The organism is Kitasatospora sp. NPDC059327 (assembly GCF_042752535.1).
Lineage (GTDB): Bacteria > Actinomycetota > Actinomycetes > Streptomycetales > Streptomycetaceae > Kitasatospora.
This window is the reverse complement of the sequence record NZ_JBHYYB010000008.1, coordinates 105,120-118,365: the sequence shown is the minus strand read 5'-3', so window position 1 is coordinate 118,365 and position 13,246 is coordinate 105,120. Positions and strand designations below refer to the sequence as shown.

14 protein-coding genes are annotated in these 13,246 nt (G+C 74.7%); 9 read left to right on the top strand and 5 right to left on the bottom strand.

Features of this window, described 5'->3' with window-relative positions:
• Positions 1-42 precede the first annotated feature (42 nt).
• The gene (locus ACFXHB_RS08160) at positions 43-468 is read right to left on the bottom strand and encodes a hypothetical protein (protein WP_380572996.1); all 426 of its coding nucleotides are present in this window, start codon (positions 466-468) and stop codon (positions 43-45) included.
• A gap of 705 nt (positions 469-1,173) precedes the next feature.
• Between ACFXHB_RS08160 and ACFXHB_RS08155 the strand changes: the two genes are divergently transcribed.
• Entirely contained in the window at positions 1,174-1,965 is a 792-nt protein-coding gene (locus ACFXHB_RS08155) for a GNAT family N-acetyltransferase (protein WP_380572995.1), read from the top strand.
• A 27-nt stretch (positions 1,966-1,992) separates the two neighbouring features.
• Here ACFXHB_RS08155 and ACFXHB_RS08150 read toward each other — a convergent pair whose 3' ends face one another.
• Positions 1,993-2,877, bottom strand: coding sequence for an EamA family transporter (locus tag ACFXHB_RS08150; RefSeq protein ID WP_380572994.1), 885 nt, complete (start codon positions 2,875-2,877; stop codon positions 1,993-1,995).
• A gap of 54 nt (positions 2,878-2,931) precedes the next feature.
• Between ACFXHB_RS08150 and ACFXHB_RS08145 the strand changes: the two genes are divergently transcribed.
• Together ACFXHB_RS08145 and ACFXHB_RS08140 are read left to right on the top strand one after the other, a co-directional pair.
• Complete coding sequence (locus ACFXHB_RS08145; RefSeq protein ID WP_380572993.1) at positions 2,932-3,795, top strand: MurR/RpiR family transcriptional regulator; 864 nt, start codon at positions 2,932-2,934, stop codon at positions 3,793-3,795.
• 107 nt (positions 3,796-3,902) lie between these two features.
• A complete protein-coding gene (locus ACFXHB_RS08140) occupies positions 3,903-4,934 on the top strand; it encodes a LacI family DNA-binding transcriptional regulator (RefSeq protein WP_380572992.1) in 1,032 nt (343 codons plus the stop codon).
• 73 nt (positions 4,935-5,007) lie between these two features.
• Here the strand turns inward: ACFXHB_RS08140 and ACFXHB_RS08135 are convergent, their stop codons facing one another.
• Complete coding sequence (locus tag ACFXHB_RS08135) at positions 5,008-5,796, bottom strand: alpha/beta fold hydrolase (RefSeq protein WP_380572991.1); 789 nt, start codon at positions 5,794-5,796, stop codon at positions 5,008-5,010.
• A gap of 199 nt (positions 5,797-5,995) precedes the next feature.
• Here ACFXHB_RS08135 and ACFXHB_RS08130 point away from each other — a divergent pair, with 199 nt between their 5' ends.
• The 3 genes from ACFXHB_RS08130 to ACFXHB_RS08120 all read left to right on the top strand — a co-directional run bounded on the left by ACFXHB_RS08130 (position 5,996) and on the right by ACFXHB_RS08120 (position 7,463).
• Positions 5,996-6,517 (top strand): EF-hand domain-containing protein, encoded by a 522-nt coding sequence (locus ACFXHB_RS08130; RefSeq protein ID WP_380572990.1) that lies wholly within the window; start codon positions 5,996-5,998, stop codon positions 6,515-6,517.
• Between the two features lie 149 nt (positions 6,518-6,666).
• Entirely contained in the window at positions 6,667-7,113 is a 447-nt protein-coding gene (locus ACFXHB_RS08125) for an SRPBCC domain-containing protein (protein ID WP_380573047.1), read from the top strand.
• Positions 7,110-7,463, top strand: coding sequence for an ArsR/SmtB family transcription factor (locus ACFXHB_RS08120; RefSeq protein ID WP_380572989.1), 354 nt, complete (start codon positions 7,110-7,112; stop codon positions 7,461-7,463). Before ACFXHB_RS08125 ends, ACFXHB_RS08120 begins: the two co-directional genes overlap by 4 nt.
• 149 nt (positions 7,464-7,612) lie before the next feature.
• Here ACFXHB_RS08120 and ACFXHB_RS08115 read toward each other — a convergent pair whose 3' ends face one another.
• Both ACFXHB_RS08115 and ACFXHB_RS08110 read right to left on the bottom strand, forming a co-directional pair.
• Positions 7,613-8,647 carry an LPXTG cell wall anchor domain-containing protein gene (locus ACFXHB_RS08115; RefSeq protein WP_380572988.1) on the bottom strand — a complete coding sequence of 345 codons (1,035 nt, stop codon included), beginning with the start codon at positions 8,645-8,647 and terminating at the stop codon, positions 7,613-7,615.
• Between the two features lie 98 nt (positions 8,648-8,745).
• Positions 8,746-9,258 (bottom strand): GNAT family N-acetyltransferase, encoded by a 513-nt coding sequence (locus ACFXHB_RS08110; RefSeq protein ID WP_380572987.1) that lies wholly within the window; start codon positions 9,256-9,258, stop codon positions 8,746-8,748.
• A 392-nt stretch (positions 9,259-9,650) separates the two neighbouring features.
• On the opposite strand from ACFXHB_RS08110, the gene ACFXHB_RS08105 reads away from it, so the two are divergent.
• The 3 genes from ACFXHB_RS08105 to ACFXHB_RS08095 all read left to right on the top strand — a co-directional run.
• A complete protein-coding gene (locus ACFXHB_RS08105) occupies positions 9,651-10,589 on the top strand; it encodes a hypothetical protein (RefSeq protein WP_380572986.1) in 939 nt (312 codons plus the stop codon).
• Positions 10,590-10,872: 283 nt separating this feature from the next.
• Positions 10,873-11,286 carry a hypothetical protein gene (locus tag ACFXHB_RS08100; protein WP_380572985.1) on the top strand — a complete coding sequence of 138 codons (414 nt, stop codon included), beginning with the start codon at positions 10,873-10,875 and terminating at the stop codon, positions 11,284-11,286.
• Positions 11,283-13,246: tetratricopeptide repeat protein (locus tag ACFXHB_RS08095; RefSeq protein WP_380572984.1), on the top strand; the 1,964-nt coding region annotated here is incomplete at its 3' end. The genes ACFXHB_RS08100 and ACFXHB_RS08095, both read left to right, overlap by 4 nt.

Genomic DNA, 13,246 nt, shown 5'->3' with positions numbered 1-13,246 from the left:
GGCGGCGGCCGACAGCTTCCGCCGGGACCACCGGCATGTCCCTCAGAGACCGCGGCCGACCATCATGTCCGCCAAGCCAAGGACGCGCTCGGCCTGCCGTTGCAGCATGTAGACCTTCACGTCGTGCCGCTCGGCGACTCGCAGCAGATCCCAGCCCTGGGCCTCCTGGTAGTACCGGGAGAGCTGTTCCTGCCCCGTACCCCGACGCACCCAGCGAAGGCCCTGCTGAGCGGCGTGGTCGAGCGACCACCATGCGATCAGCCGGCCCAGCCGGTGCGGATTCGGCGCGGTGAAGGTGGTCGCCAGGAACAGCGTCGGCTCGGCGCGTTCCTCCTCGGTGAAGCCCCACGGGGGAAGCACCTCGTTCCCGAAGTGTGTGGTGCAGCCGACGACCCCTTCGGCCTCGTGCTCCAGCACCCACACCGGGAAGGTCGGGTCACCCGCCTGCGAGCCGTACACCTCCGCCATGTCCGCACACTCACCCAGACCGCGCACCGTCAACCATGCGGACCGGGCTCGCACCAGATCGGCAATCGCGCCCGTGTCGGAGCCCACCGCAACACGCATTCGATACACCAGTCGCCTCCTCCGGCACACCTTCAACGACCATACAACGCGGTAGAGATCCGCCGGGGGCATGGCCCCCGCGAATCCGTGCGCAGCCATCTCAGGGATTCCGGCAGATTCGGAGTCATGGCGCCGATGCAGCGATGGGATGCGACAGGGCGCGTGGCAGGCCGAGCTCCCGGGTGGCTTCGGCAACGTGGTGCTCAAGCCGGACACGCAGCGGACAGGTCTCACGCCCACATTCGCGGCCTGCACCGCAGCGACGGCACGGGCGGGAGCCGGCAGTAGCCAGACCCGCGCCCCGGGAGCGGACTGCCGGTCAGAACCCGTACGGGCCCCAGGAGGTCGCTCCCGGGGCCCGTGGTCATCGGAGGTGGTGCGCGGCCGTCCGTCGGGGCGGTCCGCCGCCGCTGCTGCGGGGGTGGGGCGATTGACCGGCCGGGTCCAGGCCCAGGGGTGGGGTTGGACGCGACCCGGGTGAGTCACCCGGGAGGAAGGGCCGCCTCGGGCCGGCCCGGGCGGTGGGTCGCCGCCCCCTTGCTCTCCGGCAGTCGCCCGCCGATCATGGCGGAGGCAGACTGCTCCCCCAGGATCGGACGGACCGGCGTGACCGAGGTGGAACCGGACTGGCAGGTGGGGCGCGACCCCGACGGCCTCCCCGTGGTGCGCTACCGACGCGGTGAGCGGGAGGGGCGCCCCTGGGCCGACCGGCTGGAGGTGCTGACCCCCGGGCAGGCCGGCGTCGACGGAACCGTCGGCACCGTCGACCCGGTGGAGTTCGTGCTGTCGGCGATGTCGGGCTGGATCGTCTCCGGCCGCGTCGAGTTCGGCGAGCGGCTGCTGCGGCGCGGGGCCCGGACCCTCCGGCTCGGCCACACCATGCTGCGGGACCTCGCCGGTGAGCCGCCTCCCGCCGGGTGGGCCGACTGGGCGCGGACTCCGCTGCGGGACGGGTACCGCGGCGTGCCGTGCGACCGTGACGCCGAGGCGCTCGCCCCGGCGTTGCGCGCGGCGTTCGGCCCCGGCCACCCCGACCACCGGCCCGATCACGACGCACGGACCGTGCGGGAGGATCTGCGCGCCCTGCTGGCCGGCGGGATCGTCGGCCCCGTGCTGCCGTCCAGCGCCCTGGTAGTGGACACGGAGGACCGCGTCGCGGCCGGCGCCGTCGTGACCGACTTCGGGGGCATGCCCTGGATCGCCCATGTCTTCCGGCACCCCGACCTCGGCTACCCCGGGCTCGGCCGCGACCTCATGCGCCGGGTGATGGCCGACCTCGCAGGGCGCGGGAACCCGGAGATGGGGTTGGCCGTGACCGAGGGAAACGCGGCTCGCGGCCTCTACACCGCACTCGGCTTCCGGCTCACCCGGAGCACCATGACGGTCGTCGTCCCCTGACCCCGCCGCTCGCCCGTCCGCCCACCGCTACGGACGGGCGAGCTCCAGGACGGCGATCCCGGCCAGGACGGTGGCACTGGCCGTCATCCGCAGCCGGCCGAGGCGTTCGCGGAAGACCACCGTGGCGATCAGCGCGGCGATCACGATGCTCGTCTCGCGCAGCGCGGCGACCGCCGCCAGGCTGCCCCGCGACTGCGCCCACACCACCAGTCCGTAGGCGGTCAGGGAGAGCACCCCACCGGCGATCCCCACCGGTACCACCGGACCGACCCCGGCGAACAGACCGCGGCCCCGCCGGACCCAGGCGATCAACGCCAGACTCGGCCCCTGCAGCAGGAAGAGCCAGGCCACGTAGCCGCCGACCGTCCCGGCCTGCCGGACGCCGCTGCCGTCCAGCACGGTGTACGAGGCGATCATCACGCCGGTACCGGCGGCCGCGCCGAGAGCGGGCAGCTGCGCCCGCCCGGGTATCCCCTTGGCGAAGGCCAGCCCGATCAGACCGCAGGAGATCACCAGGACGCCCAGCAGCTCCCCGCCGCCCAGGCCCTGGCCGAGCACCGTGACGGACAGCACCGCCACCAGCAGCGGCGCCGAACCCCGGGCGATCGGGTACATCTGCCCGAAGTCCCCGAGCTGGTAGGCCCGCAGCAGCAGGAGCTGGGACACCACCTGCAGCACCACGGAGGCGAGGAGGTACGGCCAGGCCGCGGCGGCCGGCACCGGATTGAGCGCGACCAGTACGACCGCGCAGGCCGTGTACGCGAGGTTGATCAGGGCGAAGCCGACCAGTTTGTCCTGGATGCGGTGCGCCAGCCCGTTCCAGACGGCGTGCAGGACCGCTGCGGCGAGGACGGCGACCGGCACGGCCGCCGACGACCCACCGCTCGGCAGCGCGAACGCGATTTCGGGCATGGCGAAGCTCCCCTCCAACAGGCTTGGAACAGAATTCCACGGTACACTGAATCCATGGAAGAGCATTCCGATTTCTCGCCGCTGGAGTCGCAGCTGGCCGCGCACATCCGCGCCCGCCTCGGCGAGCTGCGCGGCTCCGAGGCGCGGGTCGCCCAGGTGGTCCTCGACCGGGGGGCCGATCTGGTGCGGCTGAGCGTGAGCGACGTCGCCGCGCTGGCCGGCACCGCGTCCTCGTCCGTGGTGCGGGCCTGCCAGCGGCTCGGCTTCAAGGGCTACCAGGAGTTGAAGATCGCGGCCGTCCGCCAGGCGCCGGCCCCCTCGCCGGACCTCTCCGAGGAGGCGGACCCGACGGCCCGCGCGCTGACCGACACCGTCCGCGCCGCCCGGGAGGCGCTCGACGGGATCGCCACCACCCTGCCCGCGCAGGCCCTGCGGGCGGCGGCCGAGGTGCTGAACGCGGCCGACCGGGTCGTCCTGGTCGGCGCGGGCCTGTCCGGCGCGGTCGTCCTGGACGCCGCGTACCGGCTGCGCGCCCTCGGCATCCCGGTCGACTCCCCCGCCGACCCGCTCACCGCCCAGCTGGCGGCCGCCGGGCTCCCGCCCACCGGTGCCTGTCTGGCCATCAGCCACACCGGCTCGACCCCGACCGTGGTCGACACCGCCCGCCGCGCCCGCGACGCCGGGGCGAGCGTCGTCGCGCTCACCAGCTACGCCCGCTCGCCGCTGAGCGAGGCGGCCACCCACACCCTGGTCGCCGGCGGGCAGGACCTCGTCTTCGGCCTCGAAACCACCGCCAGCCGGATCGCCCACCTGGCCGTGGTCGACGCGCTGACGCTGACGCTGCTGGCCCTGCGCGGGGAGGCGGCGGAGCGCGCGCTCAACCTCTCGGCGGACGTGACGGCCGATCACACCTACTGAGGCCGGGCAGCCGGGCGCACGGGGGCCGGGTGGGCGCCGACGGCGCCCGCACACCGGCCGTCCGGCACTTTCGGGGCTGGTCAGAGGCGGTGTGTAGGCTCGCGGGCATGGCGAGGGTGACGCGGGACGACGTGGCGCGGGCGGCGGGGACGTCGACGGCGGTTGTCAGCTATGTGATCAACGACGGGCCGCGACCGGTGGCGGCGGCCACCCGGGCCCGCGTCCTGGCCGCGGTCGAGGAGCTGGGGTACCGGCCGAACCGGGTCGCCCAGGCGATGGCCCGGCGGCGGACCAACCTGATCGGCATGGTCGTGCCGGACGCCCGGCAGCCGTTCTTCGCCGGGCTCGCGCACATGGTCGAGCAGGCGGCGGCCGAGCGCGGCCGGCTGCTGCTGATCGGCAACTCCGACTACGCCGACGAGCGGGAGGCGCACTACATCCGGGCCTTCCTCGGCATGCAGGTGGACGGGCTGATCCTGGTCACCCAGGACCCGTCCGTGCCCGGCGTGGCCGGCTTCGAGGCCACCGACGGCACCCCCGTCGTCCTGCTGCACCACCGGGCGGAGACCGAGAGCGGGGTGGCCGTCGTCGCCGACGACGACGGCGGGGCGCGCGAGGTGGTCCGGCACCTGCTGGGCCACGGACACGCCGAAGTCCACTGCTTCGGCGGGACGTTCGCACTCAGCCCGACCGACCCGGTGACCTCCCGCACCGCCGGCTGGGCGGCCGCCCTGGCCGAGGCCGGCCTGCCCACCGAGGGCCGGCTGACCCCCGCGCCGTTCGACCGCGTCCGGGCGCACGCCGAGGCCCTCGCGCTGCTGGCCCGGCCCGACCGGCCGGCCGCGGTGTTCTGCGCCACCGACGACCAGGCGATCGGCCTGCTTCGGGCCGCCGACGATCTGGGCATCCGGGTGCCGGAGGACCTCGCGGTGGCCGCGTTCGACGACATCGCGGAGGCCGTCATCGCCGGGCCACCGCTCACCACCGTCGCCACCGCGCAGGACGAGATGGCCCGGGCCGCCGTGGACCTCGTGCTGACCGCCCTGGCGAACGAGGAGCCCGTCCCGGCGGGCGCGCGCACCTTCCCCGCCCGCATGGTGATCCGCCGCTCCTGCGGCTGCCCGGGGACGGCCGCGTAGCGAACGCCGTCGGCGGCCCGTCAGGCCGGTCAGGCGGGCGGTCAGCGGATCAGGCGGTCAGGCGGTCAGGCGGTCAGACGACCTCGGCCGCGGGCCGCGGGCCGTCGAGCGCTTCGGTGCCCAGGAAGTCGAGCAGCAGCGCGTTGAGCTCCGCCGGACGCTCCAGCGCGGGCAGGTGGCCCGCCCAGGGGAGGTCGAGCCGGCGGGCACCGGGGATGCGGTCGGCGAGGTGGTCGGCGATCCGGGCGAAGTCCGGGAAGTCGTGCGCCCCGGTGACCAGCAGGGTGGGCGCCGTGACGGCGGACGGGTCGGTGTCGACCGCGAGCTGCCCGAACTCCTCCACGGCCGCCAACTGGACCTCGAAGGCGTGCCGCTGCATCTGCCGCACCTGAGCCCGCGCCGCGTCGTCCGCGTCGGGGCCCAGCCAGGCCTCCACGTTGAGCTCGGTCGCTCCGGCGATGTCCCCGGCCTCGATCAGCGCGTCCTCGCGGTCACCGAACGCCCGGAGCCCGACACTCGGCCGCTGCCCCGCCAGCGCCGTGCACAGCAGTGCGAGCGCCGTCACCCGCCGCGGCCACCGGGCCGCCACCGCCAGCGCCACCCGGCCCCCGCCGGACGCCCCGACCAGCGCCGCCCGCTCGACGCCGAGGTGGTCCAGGAGGTCCAGGACGTCCTGGGCATTGTCGTACGGCCGGTCCGGCACGGGTGTCTCGCCGAAGCCCCGGAGGTCGCAGCGGACCACCCGCAGGCCGGCCCCGACCAGGGCGGGCACCTGGCCGTCCCACATCCGCCGGTCACAGACCGTGGAGTGCACCAGGACGACCGCCGGGCCACTGCCGGCCTCGTCATAAGAAAGGATCATCGCGCCACCCTAGGGGCCGACCTCGCGGGACGCCTCCGCATATCCCCGCGGCGCTCCGCCCGCACCCGGCGTGACCGGCGGTGAGGCCGGTTCCGCCGGCCGCGGCGCCCGACCGGCGGTGACCCGGCGCGGGGTGCGGCGTTGAACGGGGATGCGGGTCGAGAGGCTCACCCGCTCCGGCTTCACGAAGGGCAGGTTCATGGACACCAGCACCGCCAAGCGGCACATCTTCACCATGCTGGACACGGACGGCGACGGCGTCATCTCGCGGCCGGAGTACCTCGCCCGCCCCGCCCGGGCGGCCGCCGCACTCGGCCGGGACGCGGGCGATCCGCTGGTCCGCACCGCACGCTCGGCCCACGAGCGCGTCTACGCGTCGATGGACGCGGACGGCGACGGGCGGGTCACCTTCGAGGAGTACGAGGCCTGGGCGGGGGCCGGAGCCTTCGACGAGGTCTGCCGGCAGGCGCTCGGGTCGCTGTTCGACCTCGCCGACGCGGACGAGGACGGGGCCCTGGGGCCGACGGAGTTCACCCGGCTGCGGGCGGCCCTGGGCAACTCCGCGGCCAACGCCGCGAAGGCGTTCGACGCGCTGGACACCGACGGCGACGGGCGGGTCGGCCGTGCCGCCTACCTGGCCTCGATCCGCGGGTTCGTCACCGACGGCACGTCCGCCATGGCGGAGGCGCTGCACGACCGCGCCGGCCTCCGCCCGGCCTGAGGGAGAGCGCACCCCACCAGCCGTGGCGCGGACCCCCGACGACTCCGGGCGCGGCACCGGACCACTCTCGCGCAACTCTCCGGTTGCACCTCACTGACCCACGTGCAACCCTGGAGTTGCACACATTGGCAGCGATGAAGGAGCCCCTCATGAGCGAGGACCGGATCGAGCGCGAGACCCTGATCGCGGCATCCCCGGAGCGGGTCTGGACCCTGGTGGCCCAGCCCGGCTTCTGGGTGGCCGAGGAGGCGAGCCTGGCCGGCACCGTGGCCCGGGAGGGCGAGTCCACGGTGGCGAAGAACCCCGAGTACGGCGACTTCCCGGTGCGGGTCGAGAAGGTCGAGCCGCCGACCTACCTGGCCTACCGCTGGGCCAGCGCCTTCCCCGGCGAGGAGCTGCGCGAGGACAACAGCACCCTGGTGGAGTTCACCCTGACCCCGGAGGGCGACGGGACGCGGCTGCGGGTCGTCGAGAGCGGATTCGCGGCCCTGGCCGGATCCGAGGAGCTGCGCGACAAGGCGGTCGAGGACAACACCGGCGGCTGGCCGCAGGTGCTCGACGCGTTCCGCAAGCGCGCCGAGCAGCCGTCCGCATGACCGGCGAGGGCCGCGGGGGCGCCGAGCCGGTCGACACCGTCCTCGCCGCCCTCGCCGACCCGACCCGGCGTCACCTGCTCGATCTGCTGGCCGAACGGGGCGAGGCCACCGCGACCGCGCTCGCGGAACGGCTGCCGGTCTCGCGGCAGGCGGTGGTCAAGCACCTCGCCGTCCTGGACGGCGCCGGACTGGTCACCGCCACCCGGGTCGGCCGCGAAGTCCGGTACGCGGTCCGCTCCGCGGCACTCGACGCGACGGCCCGCTGGATGGCCGCCCTCGCGACCGACTGGGACCGGCGCCTGGCGAGCGTCAAGCGCCTCGCCGAAGCAGCCGAGCGGGAGGCCCGGTAGGGCGGCGCCGTCCGGACGGACCCGAGCGTCCGGCCCCCGAGGGGTCGGACGCTCGGGTGTCCCACCGCGTCGCGCCGCTCGCGGGTCAGCGACGACGACGTCCCGCCCGCGCGGGTGCGCGGGCGGGACGGAGCCCGGGGACCCGTGGGTCAGCCGCGGGCGTTCTTCCGGCGGCGGGCGACGAGGACGGCCGCGCCACCGAGGGCGACGGCGGCGGCGCCGGTGACGGCGAGCGGCACGGTGCCGGAGTCGCTACCCGTCGCGGCCAGGTGGCCGCCCGCGGTGGTCGTGGTGCCGCTGCCCCCGGTGCCGGCCGGGACGACACCACCGGTGGGGGTCGCGGACGGCGACGCCGAACCGGTCGGGGAGGCGCTCGCGGTGGGCGAGGTGCCCGTCGACGGAGTGGCGGTGGGCGTGGCCGTCGGCGTGGCGGTCGGCTCGTCGCGGAAGGTGACGCGACTGGTGGACGACCCGGTCAGCCGGTTGCAGGTGTACTTCACATTGGTGGGGCCGACCCCGTACGGAAGCACCTCGGAACCGCCCGCGACGGTGAGGGTGTACCCCTCGGCCTTGGCCGCACCGGCGGAGATCCGCAGCACCACGGTGAACATCTCGTGCGACGGGATCTGGTGCGAACCGAGGGACACCGACCCGCCGGCGGGGTCCACCGTGACCGGCGCCCAGACGGTGTCGCCCTGGAACTTGACCCCGGTCTGCGGCGGGACGGCCCCCGTCGCGCTCTTGATCACGGCGGTGATCCGGAAGTCGGTGAGCGTCGTCGAGCTGCTGTTGTAGAAGGAGACGGCCATGTCCCGGGTGGACCCGTCGGTGCCGAGGGTGACACCGTGGACCGGCATGGCCTCCTCGCGCACGTACATGCAGCCCTGCGGCAGGGTCGGCGTGGCCGTCGGAGTACCCGTCGGAGTGCCCGTCGGGCTTCCGGTCGGGCTTCCGGTCGGGGACGGCGTGGTGGCGGACGGCGTGTCGGTGGCCGAGGGCGTGGCACCGGCGGACGGGGCGTCCGTCGCCGGGGCGGCCGGCGTGGTGGTGGCGGCAGGCGTCGGCGCCGTCGCCGAGGGACTCGGCAGGGCGTCGTCGGCGAGGGCGCCGGTGGCCCCCGAGACCATCGCGCCCGCAGTGAGCACGAACAGGGCGGCGGTGGCCGCCAGACGGGAGGTGCGCACGATCGCGGCTCCGGCTGTGAGAAGTGACGGGATGACGTTCTGAGGGGAGGACGTACGAACGATACGAACGGTTGTACGCACCGCCCGCCCGGTCCCCACTATTCGATTTCGTCCGCCAGCAGGTCCATCAGCAGGTTGTCGTGCCAGCTGCCGTCGGGGCCGCGCTCGTACTGGCGCATGGTGCCCACCGGACGGAAACCGACCTTGGCGTAACAGCGGATCGCCGCCGCGTTGTCCGCCGCCGGGTCGATGATCAGACGGTGGTAGTGGTGGTCGGCGACGAGGTGCCGGGCCAGGGTGCGGACGGCGTCGGTCCCCAGACCCCGGCCGTGACGGGCGGGATCGAGGTAGATGTCCATGCCCGCGTGCCGGTACTCGTCGTCGTTGTTGGCGTACCACTGGATGGCGCCGGCCACCTGACCGTCGACCAGGACCACCAGCGTCTGGGTGTCCGGCTCGTCGAGCTCGGTGGCGACGGCGTCGGCGAGGTCCTCCCCGCCACGCCAGCGGGCGTAGACCTCGGGCGTGGCGCGGATGGCCGCGAGCGCCGGGATGTCCTCCGCCGTCGCGGGGCGGAGCGTGACGTGGGTGCCGTGCAGAATCGTCCCCATAGAGGGCATGTTTGCACGAACAAGGGCGTTCGGCGAGCATTTTCCGCGCCGCACGCACCCCCTCCCACCAGGGACGATTCTCCGCTGCGAGCCGCTCGACCCGCCCCGCTCCGGGCCACCGGTCTCCGACGAGCGGCGTCAGCGGTCGCGGGCGCCGTGCGAATCCGCCACCGCAGCCTGCCGCTGCCGCTGCCCGAGCTTCGACTTATCAAGAGCCCGGTTCATCACTACAACGGGTAATCATTTCAATTCGGAGCGTGCTGACCAGTCGTCATTTGGGTGTACCGTGACCGCCAGAAACGGATCGCCCCCGAAGAATGGGGCGAGCCCGGCAACGTGTTAGCGCACGCGGCCGGGCTCTTCATTCGCCGAGTGGACAGGACCCACTGACGATGCTCCTGCATGCTATCGCGCCCTCACGCGACTTCACCCAGATTGCCAACTCCCTGGTGTGGGACGACGAATTGTCGGACTCCGCCTTTCGACTGCTTGTACGAGCCCTGGCACTCGGCCCCGCGAAGGCCCGCGCCACGACGGTCACCGCACTGGCCGCCGGACTCTCCGGCGGCCGCATCACCACCGACCGCGCCCGCCGCCAACTCACCCGCGCCGGACTGCTCCACAGCACCCGGCGACGCGGGACGGCCGGGCAGGTACGGACCGAATCCCTGGTCTCCAACGTGCCACTGGGCACGGCCGAGGCGGAGCGGCTGTTCGACGGTCATTTCGACCACGCGAGGCAGGAGGGGGACGGCGGTCCGCCGGATGCCGGGAAACGCACCCGCGGGCCGTCGACCGTCCGGGCGCCCGGCACCGCCCTCCCGGGGGTGACACCCAAGGTGAACACCTCCCCCCTCCCTCCCCCGCCGACGCCCGAAGCCGCCTCCCAAGGAGCGGAGTTCACCGAGGCCGAGCGCGTCCTGCTGGACCTCCGGCGGGCCGACCACCGCCTGACCCTGGGGGCCCGCGAGGTACGGCGCCTGGCGCCGCTGGCCGCCGAGTGGCTGGCCAGGGGCGTGAGTTCGGCGGCCCTGCGGAGCGCGCTGACCAGTGGCCTGCCCGACCAGGTCAAGTCCCCCGCCGCGCTGCTGCGGTGGCGCCTGGAGGGCAAGCTGCCCGACCGGATCGAGCCGGGCACGGCGGTCGCGGCACCCGCCACCTGCGACGGCTGCGACCGGGCCTTCCGCCCGGTGGACGGCGAGCCGCGGTGCGGGAGTTGCCGCACCGCAGCCGCCGCACACCGCGCCGCCGGCGGCGCTGCCGGGGAAACCGCCCCGAGGCGGGTGGACTGGCGCACCCTGGTCGCCCGGGTCGGGGCGGCGGCGGGGTAGGGCACGCGCGCCTGCCTCCTACGGCTCCGCCACCGACCGGCGGCGCTACCGACCGGCGCCTTCGAGCAGCGGCCGCGCCGCCACCGCCGCCCCGTCGGAGTGGAACGCGCCGGCCACGGCGGTGACGTTGGCGTAGCACGCGGCGATCAACCAGCCGCACCCCGAGCGGGCAACAGAACGGCACCAAGACCACTCTCCCCCCGTGGAGTTGACGGTGGGAGCCGCTAGAGTCCGGGCATCGCTGTCGCCGCACCGGCGACGGCCGGGGCGAGGGGGTGGGCGGATGTCATCTGCGGCAACACGGTGGACGATCGCGGTGCTCGGGTCGGTGGTCGCCTTCGGGGCGCTGCTGGGGGTCGGTCGGCTCGCCGACTTCGGGTGGCTCCCGGACGGGGAGGCCGGCTGGGGCGTCCTGAGCGCGCTGGCGGCGGTCGGCGCAGCCGGAGTTCTGGCCGCACTGGGGTGGTGGGCGAGCCAGACGACGCCGAGCCCCGCCCCGACGCCCGCCCGGACGGTGGACCAGCGGGCGGAGGCCACCGACCGGGCCCAGGTCGAGCAGGTCGCCGGACACCGGTTCGCCCCGGGCGCCGGCGGCGCGGCGGGCACCGGCGGCGCCCCGCCCACGAGCGTCCAGCAGAACGCCACCGCGGGCGGCGACGCCCGGATCGTGCAGACGGGCGGGGACCAGTACCAGTGAGCGAGGAGAACCCGGCGGACGGTGGCGGCCGCGTCGAGCAGCAGGCCACCGCCTCCGGTGCGAGCCGGGTGAACCAGGCCGGGCGCGACCAGTACCTCGGCGGCGTGCACCACCACCATCCCGCCCCACCGGCCGCCGAGGTCGGCAACTCGATGAGCGGCGGCGTCGTCCACGGCCTTGTGATCATGGCGCACACCGTCAACGGCGTTCCCCCGGTGGAGACTCCGCCCGCGCGACACACCCCGGCGGTGTTCGGTGTGATCCCGCCGCCGGCGAGCGCCTTCCAGCCGCGCAGCGCCATCCGCGCCGCCATCGACCGGGCCCGAAGCGCGGGCGACACCGTCGTACTGACCCAACGCACCTCCGGGCTCACCCAGTTGCTGTCCGGCGGGGGCGGGGTCGGCAAGAGCCAGCTGGCCGCCCTCTACGCCCGTGAAGGCGTGGCGGACGGAACCGACGTGGTGCTCTGGGCCGACGCCACCGAACCCGCGACCGTGACCGCCCTCTACGCCCGCGCGGCCGCCGCCGTCGGAGCGCCGGGCGTGAGCGACGCCCCGGCCGCGACCGAGCAGAACGCGGCCTGCTTCCTGACCTGGCTGGCCACGACCGACCGCAGCTGGCTGGTCGTCCTCGACAACGTCACCGACTTCACCGACGCCGCCCTGTGGCCGGCCGCCTCCCGGCACGGCACGGGCCGCGTCCTGGCCACCACCCGGCTCCGCACCGCCGCCGCCGGCGCGGGCGGGCGCACCCTCGTCGACGTCGACCGCTACACGCCCGGGGAATCCGCCGCCTACCTGCGCGAGCGCCTCACCCCGGCCCTCCTGGACGACCGCGCCGCCGAACTCGCCGACGCGCTCGGCCATCTGCCGCTCGCCCTCGGGCACGCCGCCGCGTACGTGCTCAACAGGCGCTGCACCACCGGCGACTACCTGGACCTCTTCAGCCGGCGCGACCGCACCCTCGACGCCCTGCTCCCCCGGGACACCGACACCGAGCACTACGGCCGCCCGGTCGCCGCCGCCCTGCTCCTCGCCCTCGACGCCGCCCAACAGACCGAACCCGTCGGCCTCGCCGTCCCCGCGATGCGCCTCGCCGCCCTCCTCGACCCGGCGGGCCACCCGCGCGAGTTGTGGACGACGGACGCCGTCACCCGGTACCTCGGGGAGCAGCGGGCCGAGGCCGAACCCGGCGGGTGGTGGTCACGGCTGTGGAGACGCCGGACCGCGCCACCGGCCGTCAGCCCGGCGGACGCCCTCGCCGCACTGGCCGTCCTGCACAACTTCAACCTGCTCACCGACGCCGGCCCGGGCAGCGGCCCGCGCGCCGTCACCATCCACGCCCTCACGGCCCGGGCGGCGCGGGACACCACGCCGAGGAACCAGCAGCCCTATGGCGCCGCCACCGACGCGCTGGTGGCGCTCTGGCCCAGACATGACCGCACCAACCGCGACCTCATCAGTGCGCTGCGGGCCAACTCCGGCACGCTCGCCCTGCTGGTGGGCGACGTGGTGTTGAGTTTCGGTGGTCGCCGGCCGCTCGCGTCCAGCACCGGCGCCGGCCTCACGAACACGCCTGCCACCGACTACTGGCGCCGCATCGCGACCAAGGTCGAGTCCGTCCTCGGCCCCGAGGACCCCCTCACTCTCACCTCCCACGCCCATCTCGCCACCTCTTACCGACAAACCGGACGCACCGACGAAGCCCTCGCCCTCAGCGAGCACGTCGCGGCCGACCGCGAACGCGTTCTCGGCCCCGACCACCCCGACACCCTCATGGCCTTGGCCAACCTCGCCGTCTCCTACGCACAGGCCGGACGCACCGACGAAGCCCTCAACCTCGACGAACAGGTCGTCGCCAACAGCGAACGCGTTCTCGGCCCCGACCACCCCGACACCCTCATGGCCTTGGCCAACCTCGCCGTCTCCTACGCACAGGCCGGACGCACCGACGAAGCCTA